The 19,131-nt window shown below is 34.7% G+C and carries 9 protein-coding genes; 7 read left to right on the top strand and 2 right to left on the bottom strand.

From position 1 onward, the window contains the following. Positions 1–13: 13 nt before the first annotated feature. Together AC3IPI_RS01185 and AC3IPI_RS01180 are read right to left on the bottom strand one after the other, a co-directional pair. Positions 14–1,747 (bottom strand): RagB/SusD family nutrient uptake outer membrane protein, encoded by a 1,734-nt coding sequence (locus AC3IPI_RS01185; RefSeq protein WP_489156612.1) that lies wholly within the window; start codon positions 1,745–1,747, stop codon positions 14–16. Between the two features lie 24 nt (positions 1,748–1,771). Then, positions 1,772–5,044, bottom strand: coding sequence for a SusC/RagA family TonB-linked outer membrane protein (locus AC3IPI_RS01180; protein ID WP_489156610.1), 3,273 nt, complete (start codon positions 5,042–5,044; stop codon positions 1,772–1,774). Positions 5,045–5,289: 245 nt separating this feature from the next. Between AC3IPI_RS01180 and AC3IPI_RS01175 the strand changes: the two genes are divergently transcribed. The 7 genes from AC3IPI_RS01175 (at position 5,290) to AC3IPI_RS01145 (ending at position 19,127) form a co-directional block, all read left to right on the top strand. Then, the gene (locus AC3IPI_RS01175; protein WP_039119817.1) at positions 5,290–6,039 is read left to right on the top strand and encodes a DeoR/GlpR family DNA-binding transcription regulator; all 750 of its coding nucleotides are present in this window, start codon (positions 5,290–5,292) and stop codon (positions 6,037–6,039) included. 135 nt (positions 6,040–6,174) lie between these two features. After that, positions 6,175–8,100: a glucosamine-6-phosphate deaminase gene (gene nagB, locus AC3IPI_RS01170; protein WP_489156608.1), complete on the top strand. Its 1,926-nt coding sequence runs from the start codon at positions 6,175–6,177 to the stop codon at positions 8,098–8,100. A 179-nt stretch (positions 8,101–8,279) separates the two neighbouring features. Then, positions 8,280–11,195 carry an FAD-binding and (Fe-S)-binding domain-containing protein gene (locus AC3IPI_RS01165; protein ID WP_489156606.1) on the top strand — a complete coding sequence of 972 codons (2,916 nt, stop codon included), beginning with the start codon at positions 8,280–8,282 and terminating at the stop codon, positions 11,193–11,195. Between the two features lie 340 nt (positions 11,196–11,535). Beyond that, complete coding sequence (locus AC3IPI_RS01160) at positions 11,536–12,348, top strand: alpha/beta hydrolase (protein WP_489156604.1); 813 nt, start codon at positions 11,536–11,538, stop codon at positions 12,346–12,348. A 401-nt stretch (positions 12,349–12,749) separates the two neighbouring features. After that, positions 12,750–14,588 carry an outer membrane protein assembly factor BamB family protein gene (locus tag AC3IPI_RS01155; protein ID WP_489156602.1) on the top strand — a complete coding sequence of 613 codons (1,839 nt, stop codon included), beginning with the start codon at positions 12,750–12,752 and terminating at the stop codon, positions 14,586–14,588. 540 nt (positions 14,589–15,128) lie between these two features. Further along, entirely contained in the window at positions 15,129–16,601 is a 1,473-nt protein-coding gene (locus AC3IPI_RS01150; protein WP_489156600.1) for a glycoside hydrolase family 10-like protein, read from the top strand. A 21-nt stretch (positions 16,602–16,622) separates the two neighbouring features. Beyond that, positions 16,623–19,127 (top strand): beta-N-acetylhexosaminidase, encoded by a 2,505-nt coding sequence (locus tag AC3IPI_RS01145; protein WP_489156598.1) that lies wholly within the window; start codon positions 16,623–16,625, stop codon positions 19,125–19,127. Positions 19,128–19,131 lie beyond the last annotated feature (4 nt).

Here is a 19,131-nt window from a genome sequence, read left to right as displayed (position 1 = left end):
TTGAGATTCTGAATTACCAACCTGGGTTTTGTTTTAATTCTACCCCTTGAGCTTTGTACAAATCGATATCGTTTGTTGGGATATTCAATAAATAATGTTTGGCTTCAAAGGTTCTTGCATTTGCTGGGTATAATTTAATATATCCGTTACCATCTACTATAACTTGTGTTCCAACAGGTGTACCTATTCTTGCTCCAAGATTTACATCTATATTTTTTGAAGTATCAAGGTAATCTCCTTTTTTCCAACGGTAAATATCCATTTGTCTAAGCGTTGTCCAGCTCATAAATTCAATTTGACGCTCACGACGTACTTCCCATATAAGAGGGCTAACAGAACCTGAGATTTGCTCTAAAGTAGCCGTTCTTCTTGGGTCATTAATTTGTATTCCTCCAGCAGAAGCATTAGTCCCGTCTGTAGTTAAAGGCGCAATTCCTGCACGGGCACGTACTTTATTGATAGACATATCAAGATCAGTATTTGTAGCAGTACCAAGTTCTGCGCAAGCTTCGGCATAATTTAAATATACTTCGCTTAAAGTAAATACAGGGGCATCAGTATAATTACGTCCTCCTGTAGTAACATCGGGACCTGTTGTTGCAGGGTTGTTGTATAATTCGAATACATATCCTGACATTGAAACTAATGTAGCAGCACTAAAAGGTTTTCCTTTATATCCATAATTAGTAGGATTTACAGTTTTACCAAAACGAGGATCTCTGTTAGCAAAAGTTTTTGTAATGTCATCATCACCTGTGTATTGGCTGTTTCCTGCTTGTTGTATTGGTAATCCATTTGTGGTCACATAACTATCTGCAGCCCATTTTGTTAAACCATATTGTATGGTTGACGTATTGGTGTAGTTTTGAAGAGAATGCATCAATACGTTTGATAAATAACGTTTTGTAAGTATCACCTCTGTATTACCAGCCAATTCAACAGAGTTGTAAAGAGATTTCCAATCTGAGTTTAATTTATAACCACCATTATTCATTACAGCAAGTGATGCTGTTTTGGCTTTGTTAAGATAAGCGCTTCCATCTTGACCTAAATGATATTTTCTGTACGTTCCTTCGTAGATACAAATGTTACTTAAAGCAGCATAAGCGGTATATTTATTAACAGTAGTATTTTTATCATCTACCGGAAGTAACAAGTCTATAGCTTCTTCCATATCTTTAATAGCTCTATCAATAACTTCAGCTCTTTGCATTGAAGGAGAATATACCTCAGGATCATTCTGAGCTAAAAATTTATCGGTGTATGGAACATTTCCCATTTTTTGTACTAAACGGAAATATGTATAGGCTCTGAAAAATTTAGCTACACCTAAATAATGATTCTTTTTTACCTCTGCCATAGGAACGCCAGGTACTTTTTCTATCATTAAATTACAACGACGAATCAGTGTGTAAAATTCATCCCAGGAATACTTATTGGTAGTACTTGCTGTAACAGGCATTTGAAAAAAAGTATAAGCTGCCAGGTTATCATCTACTTTAGAGTCGGTGCCATGGAAATAGAAAGAAGAAACTCCAATTGTTGTCCCGTTGCCGTAACCAAAAAAAGTATCATAATTAAGCCATGAAAATGTTTTTACGTTGTCTTCAGATTGCCAGAAGTTCTCGTTTGTAAATTTATCTGCAGGCTCATCTGTCAGGTAGTCCGAACAACCAACGGCGCTCATTGCCATTATAGTTGCTGCAAACATCAGCTGTAATTTGGATTTTATAATTGATTTTTTCATTTTAAAATTTTTGAATTGTTAGTATTAGAAAGATAGCTCAACACCAAAAGACCATGTTTTGGTAAAAGGATAAGCTCTTCCCCAGAAGATTTCCGATTCGTCAAGTTCAGGATCTACAGGAAGACGGCTATCTGCCCAAGTCACTAAGTTTTCACCCGAAGCATATATTCTTAATTTTTCTAACCCTGCTTTTTTGATGAATTCTTTTGGTAAAGAATAACCAAGAGTAACATTTTTAAGACGTAAATAAGACATATTAAGTAAGTATCTTGTTTGAGTTACGAAGTTATTCATACCTTCAGTACTACCTCCAAAAGCTGTCGATTCGCTACCATAATAAGGATTTGGCCAGTAAGCTCCTGTATTTTCTGGTGTCCAATAGTCTGATTGGTTTGCATACATTTGTTGAGGTGCACGATAGAAAGGTAAAACAGCATCTGATGCAGCCCAATAATCACGTTTAGCAACCCCTTGGAAGAAACCAGAAATGTCAAGACCACGATATTTTCCACCTAAAGTTACTCCGTATTTGTAACGAGGAGTTGTATTTCCAATTTTGCTTAAATCTCCATGATCGTCTGCAGTTCCAGCTCCACGTGATATAACACCATCACCATTTGTATCTACATAATGTACGTCTCCAGGTCCGTATTTAAAACTACCAAGCATAGTTTTAGAATAGTCAACACCATTTACCGTTTTACCGTTATTGGTAAACACGTCATTAGATTGTAAAAGTCTGTCACTCGTTAAACCCCAGATTTGACCAATTTCATATCCGTCATAATAAGTAGTTAATAATTTAGAGCTATTATTCCATTTAGTAACTACCGATTTGTAATCAGATAAAGCAACATCTACAAAAACTGAAGCACTCTCGCTTAATTGTTTATTAAAGTTTAAAGATAGTTCCCATCCTCTTGTTCTCATGTTCCCTGAGTTTGTTTTAGCTGCATCCTGACCAAAAGAACCTGGAAGCGTTATACCAGGGGCAAGCATTCCTTTTGTATCACGTTGGTACCAATCAAACGAAGCACCAAGCATATCAAATATTCTCACATCTATACCTATGTCTTTTGTATATACTTTTTCCCAAGTTAATGATGGGTCAACGTTAGTTGGTAATTCTGTTGAAGGAGGTAATACTGCTCCACCATTTATCCACGAAGGATTTTTAGTTTTCATGATAGATAAGAAAGCATTGTTACCAATGTTTTGATTTCCTATAGATCCCATTGATGCACGTAATTTAAGGTCATTTAACCATCTGCGTGTACCTTCCATAAAACTCTCATTAATAATTTTGTATCCTATAGATGCCGAAGGGAAGAATCCCCATTGTTGGTCTGTAGGGAATTTAGAAGAACCATCATAACGAGCGTTTAATTCTAATAAGTAAATTCCGTTATAGTCATAATTTACACGACCAAAGAAACCTGCGATTGAATAAGCTGTTACATCTGGGTTCAAATCAGTATTTGTAGCTCCAGAAACAAATTGTTCTCCTACAGCAAGATTAAATTCTGGTTTTGTTTTGTCTAAAAGTGTGTTTCTTCTTGCATATGTACGAGAAAAATCTTGCCACTCTGAGTTAAAACCTCCTAAGAATTTTAAATTATGTTTGTTAAATTGCTTTTTATAGTTCGCATAAATATTAACAACATTTGTTCTTGTTTCTGCTTTTGATTGTGCTACAAAATCATTTCCTGCTTCAAGAGTTGCAGGTGTAGCTGTTTGTATTGTTGTAGCGTCGTATGGCATAGATGACCAGCTATCCCAAGCCTGAAATTTACCTCCGTTTTGTTTTCTGGAGTAATAATCAGTAACACTGCTTATCTCAGTAATTATATTAAGATCTTTTATAACTTCGGCTGTAAATTTTGCACTTAACCTGTTATTGTATTGATCATTTTCGTTCATAGACGCATTAGATAAATACCCTCCGGCAGTACGGAAATTATATCCTCTATAGGTTCCGAAGTTTGGAGTATATTGTCCCCAACGAAGTGCGTAACCAAAATAACCTCCATATTTTGTATCATCAGTACCAGAACCACCATAATAGTTAAATGGCTGATCGTAAGTACTGCGAATAGTCATTACTTTGAAATCTCCTGTAAGCCAATCCGTTAATTTTGTAGTAAATCCTAAATTGATATTTGTTCTCTTTCTAGTTTCCTGATTTACTCTTAACATACCTTGTTGGTCTGTAATTGCAAACGAAGCAAAGAATGAACTTTTATCTCCCAGATTACCTTGAGCAGAGAAATTATGAGAAGTTTGAAGCGCATTTTTTGCATACATTTCTTTATTAGCATCCCAAACTCTGTAGAAATAAGGAGTACCATTTTTAATTTCCCAATCTTCACCATAAACCATTTCATTGCTAGTACGATTGTTTGCATATTTCTCTTTCCAGGTTTTAATTCCGGCAAGTAAAGTGTTGTAATTTGCTCCAAAAAATTCTGGTGTAGAACCATCAGTACGCGTTCCTGCAGCAATTAGTCCAGGAATTTCGTCTGTAGGGTCTAAGAATTGTAATGTAGAAATCGGATTGGTAAAAGCAGTGTTTCCGCTATAAGAAAATCTAACTTTTCCTTCTCCTGTTTTTCCTCCTTTTGTAGTAATAAGTACTACCCCAAAAGCGGCACGAGCACCATAGATAGAAGCCGAAGCTGCATCTTTAAGTACTGTCATCGTTGCTACATCATTAGGGTTGATAAGAGATAAATCTGTAGGAACTCCATCAACCAATATTAAAGGATCGTCAGAGCCGTTAACATTCACAGTTCCAGATCCACGTATGTTTATTTTTGCCATACGATTAATATTCCCTGAGTTAAAACTAACATTTACACCAGGCGTAGTACCCTGTAATGCCTTGCTTATATCAGTTAAAGGTCTGCTGCCAATAGTTTTAGCAACATCTATAGACGCAACAGCACCAGTTACGTTGGTTTTTTTCTGAGAAGAAAACCCTACGACAACTACTTCGTCTAATTTTGAAGCGGTTTCAGAAAGATCAACATTAACCTTTTGTTGTCCCTCTATTTTTACCACCTTAGTTTCAAAACCCATGTAGCTAAAGCTAAGGCTTTCTCCTGGTGATATTGCGATACTGTAGTTACCATCAAAATCAGTAGAGCTACCTTTTGCAGTTCCCTGAATAAGGACACTCACTCCAGGAATAGGAATCCCATCCGCTTTGTTTTTTACAGTTCCGGTTATTGTTTTTGTTTGCCCAAATGTTACTTGAATGAACAAAACCAACAATGAAATAAGGAATAATTTTTTCATGATAATTTGGTTTTTTTAATGGTTGTTGAGCAAATATATTTATTTATTGCATATAAATGCGGTATTTTATATTTATTTTCAAAAATTAACTAAAATAACGCAAAACAATGCAGTTTTTGCGTAGTAATACCCTATAAGGTCTATAGGAGATTCAAAATATGCAAACTATTGCATATACTAAGGAGTCCTCAGCTTTTGAATTGAATTATTTGATATATTTGCCCTGAATTTTTAATTTTTAAAAAATGCTGAAAGCCGAAAGACATAAATACATAATGACTAAACTCCTTGAAGAACAAAAGGTTGTTACGACGGATTTGGCTTTAGCTCTAGATCTGTCAGAAGACACTATAAGGAGAGATTTGAATGAATTAGACAGTAAGAATCTTCTTGAGAAAGTTTATGGAGGTGCTATACAGCCTACAGAAAAATCTGTTGATGTTTTTGATATTGTCATATCGGCAGAAGAAGAAAAGAAAAAAATTGTCACAAAAGCGTTGTCATTATTGCATGATGGACAGGTTATTATAATGAGCGGAGGCAGCACCAATCTTGTGTTTGCGAAGCTAATCCCTTCCGATTTAAAGGCTACAATCTATACTTATAGCTTACCAATAGCAATGCAATTATCACAGCATCCTAATATAGATTTAATATTCATAGGTGGAAAAATGCAAAAAAACGCAATGGTTACTATTGGTATGGATGTAATCCAGGTTTTGTCTAAGATTAAAGCCGATATCTGTTTTATTGGAGCCAGTAGTATTAATGTAAAACAAGGATTAACAGAGATAGGGTATGAAGTGTCTATTGTTAAAAAAGCAATGATAGAGTCTTCTGACAGAGTAGTTTCGATGTTTTCTTCGAATAAATTAAATACTAAAATGCCACATGTTGTTTGCGAACTTAGTCAGCTCGATACTATTGTTACAAACCTTGATCCAGAAGATCCAACGCTGGAAGAATATAGAAAATCAGGAGTTTTTGTGTTGTAATTTGAGATTCAATCAGTAATTTCTGCGTTATTTTACGGTATTTTAATTTAATTTTGTTAAATAACGCAAAATAATGTATTCGTTTTGTTTTTTGTATATATTTGTTAAACTAATTTTTTAACTAAGAGATATATTATGAAAACCAATACTTCTTTGGCTTACGACATACCTGGCAAATTTGAAGAAACCCGATTTGAGAAAAATCATAATGTGATTTTTGATAATTCAATTGTAGGTTCAAAAGCAGTTGCTCAGGAAATAGCCGAATTAATACGTTCAAAACAAGCCAAGAATAAAACTTGTGTACTTGGTCTGGCAACAGGCTCATCACCTATAAAAGTATACGAAGAGTTAGTTCGAATGCACAAAGAAGATGGTCTTAGTTTTTATAATGTAGTTACTTTTAATCTGGATGAATATTATCCAATGACCAAAGAGAACCGTCAGAGCTATCATTATTTTATGCATCAATATCTCTTTAATCATATTGATATAAAACCAGAAAATGTAAATGTTCCAGACGGAACTGTTGTTTTAGAAGAACTTAATCAATATTGTGTTGATTATGAAATGAAAATAAAAGAAGCCGGAGGGCTTGATTTTCAGCTTCTGGGAATTGGTCGTACAGGACACGTAGGATTTAATGAGCCAGGATCACACATTAATTCAGGAACCAGAATTATAACCCTAGATCATATTACCAGAGTCGATGCTTCATCAGACTTTAATGGTATCGATAACGTTCCTAAAAGAGCAATCACAATGGGAGTTTCTACGATTCTTAGATCTAAAAGAATTGTTTTGATGGCTTGGGGACAAAATAAAGCCGAAATTATTAAGAGAACTATTCAGGGAGATATAAGCTCAGAAGTTCCTGCTACATTCTTGCAAAATCATTCTAATGCTACTTTTGTATTAGATCAGTCTTCAGCATCTGCATTAACACGATTTGAAACCCCTTGGTTAGTAGGCGGATGTACCTGGACACAAGAATTAAAAAGCAAAGCAATCGTTTGGCTTTGTAGAGAAACCAAACAATCTATATTAAAACTTACCGACAGAGATTATAATAATAATGGTATGTCAGATCTTTTGGCACAAGAAGGTTCTGCTTACGATTTGAATATTAATATGTTCAATGTTTTGCAGCATACTATCACGGGTTGGCCAGGAGGTAAACCAAATACAGATGATTCACATCGCCCTGAGAGAGCCAATCCGGCTAAGAAAAGAGTAATCCTTTTTAGTCCACATCCAGATGATGATGTTATCTCGATGGGAGGAACATTTTCTAAATTAATAAAACAAGGACATGATGTACATGTAGTATATCAAACTTCTGGAAATATTGCTGTTACAGATGATGAGGCATTAAAGTTTGCCGAAGTATGTAGCGATTTTGTTGGAAAAGAGATAGAAGGAGTTAATTTTTCATTGGTTATTAATTTCCTAAATAATAAGACAGAAAATCAAATTGATTCTTTGGAAGTTCGAAAATTAAAAGGACTAATAAGAAGACGTGAGTCGTATGCAGCCACGAGATATATTGGTTTAAAAGATGAAAACACTCATTTCCTTGATCTTCCTTTTTATGAAACAGGTCAAGTTAAGAAAAATCCGTTAGGTACTGAAGATATTGCAATCGTTAAGGATATTATTGCCAAAATAAAACCACATCAAGTATTTGCAGCAGGAGATTTAGCAGACCCACACGGGACGCACGAAGTATGTTTGAATGCGATATTTGCAGCAATGAAAGAATTAAAGTCAGAACTTTATATGAATGATTGCTGGTTATGGTTATATAGAGGAGCTTGGCATGAATGGGATATTCATGAAATAGATATGGCAGTACCCTTAAGCCCATCAGAAGTATTATTGAAACGTCATGCAATTTTATACCACCAATCTCAGAAAGACAGAGTAATGTTTCAAGGAAATGACTCAAGAGAATTCTGGGTTAGAGCCGAAGATCGTAATAAAAACACAGCCATTTTATATGATGAATTAGGACTTGCCGAATACGAAGCAATCGAAGCATTTAAACGTTTTGATTACTAATAATTTGTGGTAGTTTAATAAATTATAATATAGATTTCCAACAAAGGATTATAATCCTGCAAGATTTTGTACCGCAGACCTGACGTTTTTTAAAAGAAGTTAGGTCTAATCTTGCTAACTTGCAAAGTCAAATTAACACCTTGAAATACAATAATAAAACAATAGCAATATCATATTAAATGTCTGATACTCTTCAACTACAGCAATTATCCGATTCATTAGAAGGAACTCTTTTTTATGACGAGCTTCATAAAAAATTATATGCCACTGATGCATCTGCTTATAGAATTATACCACAAGCAGTAGCAGTTCCAAAAACAGAAGAAGATATTGTTAAAATTATTCGCTTTGCAGCAAAAAATAAAATTTCAATAACGCCCAGAACGGCAGGAACTTCTCTGGCAGGGCAAACTGTAGGGAATGGAATAATTGTAGATGTATCTAAACATTTTACTAAGATTGTTGCTTTTGATGCTGCTAAGAAAACCATAACAGTTCAGCCCGGAGTAATTCGCGATGAGCTGAATTTGTATTTAAAACCACACGGATTATTTTTCGGACCTAATACTTCGACCACAAATCGATGTATGATTGGCGGAATGGTAGGAAATAATTCATCAGGAACAACATCAATACGTTATGGAGTAACCCGTGACAAAATAGTCGAGATAAAAGCTGTTTTAAGCGACGGAAGCATTGTTGTATTTAAGGAAATGACTTCGAAGGAATTTATAGAAAAGACAAAAGGAGATTCGCTGGAAAGCAAAATCTACAAAGCGATTTATGAAGAACTTTCGAATAAAGAAAACCAGGAAGAAATTGTAAAAGAATTTCCAAAACCTGAAATTCACAGAAGAAATACAGGATATGCAATTGATTTATTATTAAAATCAGACTTGTTTTCGGGTACAGAAAACACAATAAATTTAGGAAAGCTACTTTGCGGAAGTGAAGGAACTTTGGCATTTACCACAGAAATCACACTGAAAGTAGATGATTTGCCACCAACAAATAATGTTATGGTTGTGGCACATTTTCATACTATTCAAGAAAGTTTAGAAGCCGTAGTTACTGCAATGAAACATCATTTGTACACTTGCGAAATGATGGATGATACAATATTAGATTGTACTAAAACCAATAGGGAACAAGCTAAAAACAGGTTTTTTATCGTAGGAGAACCTAAGGCAGTAATTATGCTCGAAGTAGGATCACACCATAGTATGGAAGATGCCGAACGACAAGCAGATGCGTTAATTAAAGATCTTGAAGAAAATAATTTTGGGTATGCTTTGCCTAAAATTTATGGAACCGATATTGATAAAATAAATGACTTACGAAAAGCAGGACTCGGACTTTTAGGAAGTATTGTTGGCGATGATAAAGCTGCCGATTCTATAGAAGATACAGCGGTTGAATTAAGTGATTTGCCTAATTATATAGCCGATTTTTCTGCCATGATGCAAAGACATGGGCAAAGTGCTATTTATTATGCGCACGCAGGAGCGGGAGAAATACATTTGCGTCCCGTTTTAAATTTAAAAACAAAAGAAGGATTACACCAGTTTAGAAACATTGCTACCGAAGTGGCAATTTTGGTAAAAAAATATAGAGGTTCACTAAGTGGAGAACACGGTGACGGAATTGTTCGTGGAGAGTTTTTGCCATTTATGATAGGCGAAAAGAATTACGAATTATTAAAAAGAATTAAAAGTGCTTTTGATCCGCATACAATTCTGAATGTTGGAAAAATTGTGAACGCTTTTAAAATGGACGAAAACCTGCGGGTAGAATCAGGAAGAGTAGAACCAGATATTAAAACAATTCAGGATTTCTCGGATAGTATGGGGATTTTGCGTGCTGCCGAGAAATGTAATGGTTCAGGCGATTGCAGAAAATTACCTTCGGCAGGAGGAACTTTATGCCCTAGTTACCGAGCTACAAGAAATGAAAAAGATACGACTCGCGCCAGAGCCAACGCACTGAGAGAATATTTAACGCATTCAGAGAAAGACAATAAATTTGACCACGAAGAATTATATAAAGTATTTGAGTTGTGTGTGAGCTGTAAAGCCTGCGCAAGCGAATGCCCAAGTAATGTAGATGTAGCGACTTTAAAATCGGAGTTTTTATATCAATACCAAAAAGCAAACGGATTTTCTGTTCGAAATAAAATATTTGCTTTCAATTCTAAACTCAATAAGCTAGGAAGCATTGCGCCTTCCATGACAAATTTTGTTGCCAATTTGGGCTTTGTTAAAAAAAGTATGGGAATTGCTTCTCAAAGACAAGTTCCATTATTAGCACCAACAACTTTTAGAAAGTGGTACGAAAAAAATAAAAAATCAACAGTAAATAGTCCTTTTGCAAATGGAGCAGTCTATCTTTTTTGTGATGAGTTTACCAATTATTATGATGTTCCAGTTGGAATAGATGCCTATGAATTGCTGACAGGACTAGGCTATGAAGTAATAATTGTGGACCACGAAGAAAGCGGAAGAGCATTCATATCCAAAGGATTCTTAGAAGAAGCACAAGAAATCGCTAATAAAAACGTAGGTATTTTTAAAGATTTAATTTCAGAAAATATACCCCTGATAGGAATCGAACCATCTGCAATATTGACTTTTAGAGACGAATACATTCGATTGGCAAAAGACAAAGAAAGTGCTGAACGATTATCGAAAAACACATTTACTGTCGAAGAGTTCTTTAAGAGAGAAATTGCTGCAGGAAAAATTCATTCTGGACAATTTTCGGATGTAGAGAAAACAATAAAAATTCACGGACACTGCCATCAAAAATCATTAAGTACAGTCGAAGCTTCTTTTGCAATGCTCAATGTGCCTAAAAATAGTTCGGTTACCATTTATAATTCAGGTTGTTGTGGTATGGCAGGTTCATTTGGATATGAAAAAGAGCATTACGAAATCAGTATGCAAATGGGTGAGGATACTTTGTTCCCGAAAATCCGTTCAACCGAAGCAACAACTGCAATTGCAGCTGCAGGAACGAGTTGCCGTCACCAGATTTTTGACGGAACCAATAGAAAAGCAATGCACCCAGTGACGATTTTGAGGGATTGTTTGAAGTAAATTTCTCGAATCTAAATTTTATATTTTTTGAGTTTTATTAAAGAAATAAAATTGTAACAAAAAAAGTTAACCATGTAAGTGATGTAAGAAAATATAAGCATGACTAATCAGCGTAAAACTTAAATGGACTTATATCACTTACATGGTTAAAATAGTTTTATTTAATTGTGTGTTACCTTTTAGCTTAAGCTTTAAAGTCAGTGAAATAATAACTTAAAAGAAAGAAAGTTAATCATTTAACCCGTTATATTTTTTTGTCAAAATGTATCAGAAATAAAAAATCTCATACATTTTGAAGAAAAATTATTGCCTCTTTTTAACCAAAAGAAACCATAATTCTATGAAAAAAACAATTTACACATTACTCTTAGTATTTCTATTTTTTTCTGCCAAAGCAGCTAAGATTGACACGATACAAGTGTTTAGCGCTTCGATGAGTAAAAACATACAGACGTGTGTAATAGTTCCTGATAATTATAAAAAAAGCAGGAAAAAATTTCCAGTAGTTTATCTGCTTCACGGATACAGCGGAAATTATGCAACTTGGGTAAAAAGTTTTAAAGAGGTTGGAGAACAGGTTGATAAATATGGTTTTATAGTAATTGGTGTTGATGGGAATTATTCAAGTTGGTATTTTGATAGTCCAATAGATTCCACTTTTAAATATGAAACTTATGTTGTAAATGAGTTAGTTCCCTTTATAGATAAAAATTACAAAACGATTGCAAGTCGTGAAAGCAGAGCTATATCTGGTCTTAGTATGGGCGGACATGGAGCATTGTATCTCTCGTTTAAACATCAGGATGTTTTTGGAGCTGCTGGGAGTATGAGCGGAGGAGTAGATTTTCGTCCGTTTCCTGAAAAGTGGGATATAAAAAAACGTTTAGGTTCTATAACTGAATTCCCTGAAAATTGGGAGAAAAACACAGTAGTAAATATGCTTGAATTAGTAGAAAACAATAATCTAAAACTTATTATCGATTGTGGAGTAGATGATTTTTTTATTGATGTAAATAGAGAACTTCATACAAAGATGCTTACCCAAAAAATTAACCATGATTATATAGAACGTCCAGGAAAACATAATATTGAATATTGGGAGAACTCCTTAAAATTTCAATTGCTGTTTTTCTATAATTTTTTTAATAATTGAGAGAGGTTTAAAGGGACAGAGTAACAAAGGTTCAAAGGTTTTCTGTAGAGGCGCATAGTGTAGAGACGCACCGCAGTGCGTCTAACATAAAGGATTAAAATATTTTTTTTCTCCACGAATTAATGAATTTGCAGGAATTAAATCTGTTAAATCTGCTGAATCTGCGAGAGAAAACACACAAAGATGTATCGTAGAGACGCACCGCAGTGCGTCTAACATAAAGGATTAAAATATTTTTTTTTCGCCACGAATTAATGAATTTACAGGAATTAAATCTGCTAAATCTGCAGAATCTGCGAGAGAAAACACATAAAGATGTATCGTAGAGACGCACCGCAGTGTGTCTAACACAAAGTAACCACAATATAATTTGTTTCAAAATAAAATAAAAAAACATACCAATGAAACATTCATTTTCCATAATATTATTGATTTTTATAATTGCATCAGGGTTTTCTCAAAAGGCAGAAAAATCAGGAAATATCAAGTTTGTGCAACTTACAGATTTGCATGTTTCTGTGGGAAACGAAAATGATTTTTTGTTGCAAGATATTATAAAAGAAATCAATAATTCGGATAATGAATTTGTTGTAGTAACAGGAGATTTAACGAATCGTGGAGCAGACGATGAACTAAAACAAGTGCATTCTATTCTGGCTAAATTGAAAATTCCGTATTATGTAATCTCAGGAAATCACGAAACCAATTGGAGTGAAAGCGCAGGTTTAACGTATAAAAAAATATGGGGTAACGATAGATTTGTTTTCTCAAAAGGCGACTATCTTTTTATCGGATTTCCGTGTGGACCTTATATGAAAATGGGTGATGGTTTTGTAAAGCATGAAGACGTTCTTTGGCTTGACCAAACACTAAAAGACAGTCTTAAAAATAGCAATAAAAAAGTATTGAACTTTGCGCATTATCCATTAGATAATAGTGTGAGTAATTATAAAGAAGTACTTTCTGTTTTAGAAAAATATCCTACAGTTGTTAGTTTTTGTGGTCACGGACACACCTTAAAAAAATATGATTTCTCTGGTCTAAGCGGTATTATGGGAGCATCGATTACCTCTCGTGATGGAAAAACAAGAAGCTACAACGAAGTTGTAATCAGTAATGATAGCATTAGTGTTTATCAGAAAATGATAGACAAACCAGGAGTTTTTAATTTCTCAGTTCCAACGAAACCTTCAAAAATTGAAATCCCAAAAGACAATTTAGAAACTAATTTCTCTCCATTTATAAAAGACATTGCATCTATTTATAGTGTCCCTTGTTTTGATAAAAAGAGCCTCTATTTTACCAATTCTATTGGCGAGATACAATCGGTTAATTTGAAAAACAAAACCCTGAATTGGAAAATAGAAACAGGAAATGCTATTTATTTCTCTCCAATTATTGCAAAAAATAATCTTGTTATTGGTACAATAGAAGGAAATCTGTTAGGATTTAATACAGAATCTGGCAAACAAAAATGGAAGATTCCTGTAGGTGGAGTTTTGGTAGGTTCGCCAATTGTTGAAAATAATAAAATTTATACAGCAAGCTCTACAGCGTTTATATGCATTGATGCCGTTAATGGACAGGTAATTTGGAAGAATAACTTACCACAATCGTATTCGCAAGGAACTCCATTGATACAAGGAGATAAGATTATTTTTGGAGCATGGGATGCCAATGTTTATTGTTTAAATAAAAATACGGGAGCACTTATCTGGCGATGGAATAATGGCAATATAAATCAGCTTTTGTATTCGGCTGGAAATGTAAATGTAGTGTCGTCAAAAAGCAGACTTTACTTTGTTACACCAGAACGTTTTTTGACTATTCTGGATATCGAAACAGGTAAAACTCTTTTAAGAACCTCTAAATGGAAAGTCAGAGAATCGATGGGAAAAAGCCAAGACGGAAAATGGTTTTATGCAAAAACGATGAATGGGGAATTGTTAAGATTACCAGTAAGTGACAATCTAGAATTAACCGAAGAAAATTTGATTAGTCAAAGTAAGATTTTAGATTTAAAACTAGGGTACGAGCATAATCCAGCGCCAATAGTAGAAAACAATAATAAAATATATATAGGAAGCCGAAAAGGAGAAGTCGTTATTGTTGATGCAGAGAAATTTGAGATTATAAAACAAATCAATTTAGGAAGCTCGAGCGTAAACGGATTTTCAGTTGATGATCTGGGAAAAGTTTGGACATCGCTTATAGAAGGTGGGGTTTATTTGTTAGAGTAAGTTGTTATCCTAACAGGTTTCAAAAACCTGTTAGGTATTTATTTATCGACAAATATTATGGAGCTTTTCGCGAAACAATTGCACAAATTAAATCTGCTTAATCTGCCAAATCTGCGTGAAAAAAAAATTACACGTTCCAAATTATGTTAAGTTTTTTGGTTATTTTCCGCCACAGATTAAAAAGATTAGAATGATTAGAAAATTATATTGAGTAAATATGCTATGCTATAAAAGCTCCAGCGGAGCGTAATATTTATAGCCAATGTTATACGTTCTTTTTGTAAAAGCTCCAGCGGAGCGATATGTATGTTTGTCTTCGGGTTGCTGAAATGTCACCCCGCTGGGGTTTCTTTAGATAAACAATTAAATTTCTATAAATATAATGTCCCGATGGGACTTATTTCGTTGGTGATTTAATAATGAATTAGATAGAAATTAAAGGATTAAACAGATTAAAAACTTTGTGGACTTTGCGTAAAACCCTTGCGGACTTTGCGGTTAAATTGCCCGAAAAACATTAACTAACCAAAAATAGAATTTATGAAAATCTTAAAAATTTTAATTCTAGTGCTGTTGTTTCAAGCCAATCTCTTTGGACAACAACCAGCAAAAAGAGAAATGCGGGCTGCTTGGATTTCTACTGTAGATAATATCGATTGGCCTTCAAAACCAGGTTTATCAGACAAAGCGATGAAAGCCGAAATGATAACAATTCTGGATAATTTACGGTCGTATAATCTGAACACCGTAATCTTTCAAATTCGCCCTACGGCAGATGCCTATTATAAATCGACCAAAGAACCAGCATCACATTGGATAACCGGAACTCAGGGCGTTGCCCCGGGTTTTGACCCATTGCAATTAATGATTGACGAAGCGGGGAAAAGAGGAATGAGTGTACATGTCTGGCTAAATCCGTATCGTGTACAAAAAGATACGGCTAAGAATGTGCTAGCAAAGACACATTTATATTTTAAAAAACCAGAGCTATTCCTTACTTACGGAAATACGAGATATTTTAATCCGGGTTACAAAGAGACCAGAGATTTTGTTGCTTCTGTGGTGGGCGAAATAGTTCGAAATTATGATATTCAGGCAATACACATGGACGATTATTTTTATCCATATAGAATTGCTGGACAAGAATTTCCTGATCAGGTTGCATTTGCCAAAGAGCCTCGACAGTTTAAAGACAAAGACGATTGGAGAAGGGATAATGTTGATTTGATAATCAAACAAATACGAGATACTATAATTGCAAATAAACCAGAGGTCGAATTCGGAATTTCACCTTTTGGAGTATGGCGAAATATTGCCAAAGATTCAGAAGGATCAAACACAATGGCAGGAGCTACAAACTATGATGATTTGTATGCCAATGTTTTAAAATGGCAAAAAGAAAACTGGATAGATTATGTAACACCTCAAATATACTGGCACATTGGTTTTGACAGAGCTAATTTTGAAGTTTTGGCAAAATGGTGGGCAACACATAAATACGGGACAAATGTATATGTAGGTCATGGAGTTTATAAGCTTTCGAAGACAGCAAACGAAGTAGAGTGGAGAAGTCCAGACCAGATTGTGAAGCAAATAGAAATGGTTCGGTCTCTGCCTTTACTAGATGGCTCTATGTATTTTACAGCAAATAATTTTCTAAAAAAAGGAGATACGCTTAGAAAGCCTCTTATCGAAAAACAATATAAATATATCGCGTTAACACCCGAAGCAAATAGAATTACAAGAATAACACCACAGTCGCCAATAAACGCTACGATTGCTAAGAGCGGAGATAAAGGACTGCTTACCTGGAAGGCTGGATTGAACAATAAAAAATATGTGATATATAGATTTGCTAAAGGAAAAATAACCGATTTCTCTAATCCTGAGAATATTTACTATGTAACCACAGCCACAAAATTAGAAATACCAAATGCTAATTTTGAAAAATATATTTATGCCATTACCGCTTTGAGTACCACACAAACGGAAAGTATTCCAATACAATTTTAACAAAACAAAAAACCAGAAAAGATGAAAAAAAGTATGCTACTAATCGCAGTTTTCCTGAGTTCCCTGAATGTATTACAGGCTCAGAAACTCGATATAATTCCGCAACCAGTAAAAATAGAACAGAAAGAAGGAACATTTGTAATTCCTTCATCAGTACAAATTGTTGTAGACAAAAAGTTGCAAAAAAGTGCCCATTATATAGGGAGTGATTTTTTTGCAACTACAGGAATTAAACCGATTGTTTCTATTGGAAAAGGAAATAAAAAAGATGGAATATCATTTTTAGTAGATGAAAAATTAAATCTTCCTAATGATGGTTACGAATTGAGCGTAACCAAAAAAGGAGTGGTTATAAAAGGAAAATCTTCAAATGGAGTCCTAAACGGACTTCAAAGCTTATTACAAATTTGCTCTGCCAAAGAGGTGAAAAAAGGAACAATTCCGTTTGTGAAAATAGAAGATTATCCTCGTTTTGAATGGCGCGGAATGATGCTTGATTGTTCAAGACAGTTTTTTGATAAGCAAACGGTTAAGAATTATATCGACTGGTTAGCAGCACACAAGATGAATGTTTTTCATTGGCATCTTACCGATGATAACGGTTGGAGAGCCGAGATTAAATCAATGCCAGATTTAACCTTAAAAGGAGCCTGGAGAGGACCAGGAGGAGTATTGTTGCCATCTTACGGTTCAGGAAACAAACGTTACGGCGGTTATTATACCCAAGCCGATATGAAAGAAGTGGTGACTTATGCAGCAGCTCGTGGAATCTCAATCATGCCCGAAATCGAAATTCCGGGACATTCTCGCGCTGTAACGGCAGCATATCCAGAAATAGGATGTGTTACGACACAGGAAACAAAAAGTGTTCAGGGAGAAGTAAAAAATGTATGGTGTGTGGGGCGTGAAGAAAATTATCAGATTTTAGATTCTATAATTAGAGAAGTTTCTGAAATGTTTCCTTTTGAATATATTCATGTTGCAGGAGACGAGGTAAACAGAGCCAATTGGGAACATTGCCCAAAATGTAAAGCGCTGATGGAAAAAGAAGGCTATACAGATACTTTCCAACTTCAGAATTATTTCTTTAGACGTGTTGAAAAAATCGTAGAAAAATACAATAAAAAAACAGCTGGCTGGAATGAAATTTTAAAAGGAGGAGAGATAAATCCAAACACTTTAATTAGTGCTTGGCAGGGAATAAGCTACGGAATTGAATCGGCTAAAAAAGGATATGAAACTGTTATGATGCCAGGACAATTTACTTATTTTGACATGGCACAGTCCGAAAATGAGCGTGGTCATCGTTGGGCAGCAATTACAGATACAAAAAGAGCTTATTCGTTTGAGCCAATTCCAGACAACGATTTAACACCCGAACAACAAAAATTGATAAAAGGAGTTCAAGGTGCTTTGTGGAGTGAATATCTTGATCGTCCGACACGATTTGTAGAATACCAAAGTTACCCAAGAATTAGTGCTTTGTCTGAAATTGGATGGTCTAAAAAAGAAGATAAAAACTGGGATAATTTTTATGGAAGATTAACCAATAGCCATTTGCAACGTTTGGCTAATATGGGAATTGCTTTTAGAGATTTTCCGCCAACGGCAATTTACAAAAGCGGAACGATTACAGTAACACCACCTTATGAACGAGCAGTTGTACGTTATGATGCGCAAGGAAACGAACCTACGAGACAATCCCCTTTATATACTGGACCAATCCAGACTAAGAATTACGAGCAATATTTGTTCCGTACCTTCTTTAATGAAGATTCGGCAAGTCCTGCGGTAAAAGTTGAGAAATTACCAGTTGCAAATTGGAGCACTTCTAAAGTTGAGGTTTTAAACATTTCGGAGAATATTACAGAGCATGTTGATAAAAGCGGGATTTGGTATTTAACTTTTAATCCAACTGCAGATGAGGCTAGTAATGGAGTTATTAAATTGGTTTCACTTTATGAAAATGATAAATTAATCCAAACCTATTCAGAAGAAAAAACACTGAAATCAAAACCTCGTTTGCGATTTGTGATTGATAATTATAATGATAAAAACACTTATCGTTTAGATTTTATTGTAGATAATAAAGAGGCTACAGCATCTTCGGCTAAGGTAAAATTCAATTGTTCACCATATCTGGAACCAGAGGTAAAAGTTACCTCATCGATGGCTGAAAATCCTAAATTTCCAATTTCAAGATTAGAAGATTATAATGAAGAGACTTATTTGCGTACCGATGTTCCGTGTGTAAGTGGTGACTGGATTCTATACACTTTTACCAATCCTGTTGTTTCTTCAAAAATTGATGTATTGACAGGAATTCCGCATCACCCAAGATTTATTGTAAATGATGGTTATGTTGAATATTCGTATAACGGAATTGATTTTGAAAAAGGAGATATTTTTGATTACGGAAATGCTTCCATCTACCCAAAGAAACCTGTAAAAGCAGTTAGAATAATGATCACAGGAACCAACAACGAGCCTCTTATGGCAGGTCAGGACTTGAGAGTTAATCCATAAAGAA

This window comes from Flavobacterium sp. GL_143 (assembly GCF_057834355.1).
The sequence above is the reverse complement of the archived record's forward strand: the minus strand, read 5'-3'. Positions and strand labels throughout refer to the sequence as shown.

Coding starts and splice junctions, on each gene's coding strand:
- AC3IPI_RS01160 (WP_489156604.1), top strand. CDS start 11,536: ATGAAAAAAACAATTTACACATTACTCTTAGTATTTCTATTTTTTTCT.
- AC3IPI_RS01180 (WP_489156610.1), bottom strand. CDS start 5,044: ATGAAAAAATTATTCCTTATTTCATTGTTGGTTTTGTTCATTCAAGTA.
- AC3IPI_RS01150 (WP_489156600.1), top strand. CDS start 15,129: ATGAAAATCTTAAAAATTTTAATTCTAGTGCTGTTGTTTCAAGCCAAT.
- nagB (WP_489156608.1), top strand. CDS start 6,175: ATGAAAACCAATACTTCTTTGGCTTACGACATACCTGGCAAATTTGAA.
- AC3IPI_RS01165 (WP_489156606.1), top strand. CDS start 8,280: ATGTCTGATACTCTTCAACTACAGCAATTATCCGATTCATTAGAAGGA.
- AC3IPI_RS01185 (WP_489156612.1), bottom strand. CDS start 1,747: ATGAAAAAATCAATTATAAAATCCAAATTACAGCTGATGTTTGCAGCA.
- AC3IPI_RS01155 (WP_489156602.1), top strand. CDS start 12,750: ATGAAACATTCATTTTCCATAATATTATTGATTTTTATAATTGCATCA.
- AC3IPI_RS01145 (WP_489156598.1), top strand. CDS start 16,623: ATGAAAAAAAGTATGCTACTAATCGCAGTTTTCCTGAGTTCCCTGAAT.
- AC3IPI_RS01175 (WP_039119817.1), top strand. CDS start 5,290: ATGCTGAAAGCCGAAAGACATAAATACATAATGACTAAACTCCTTGAA.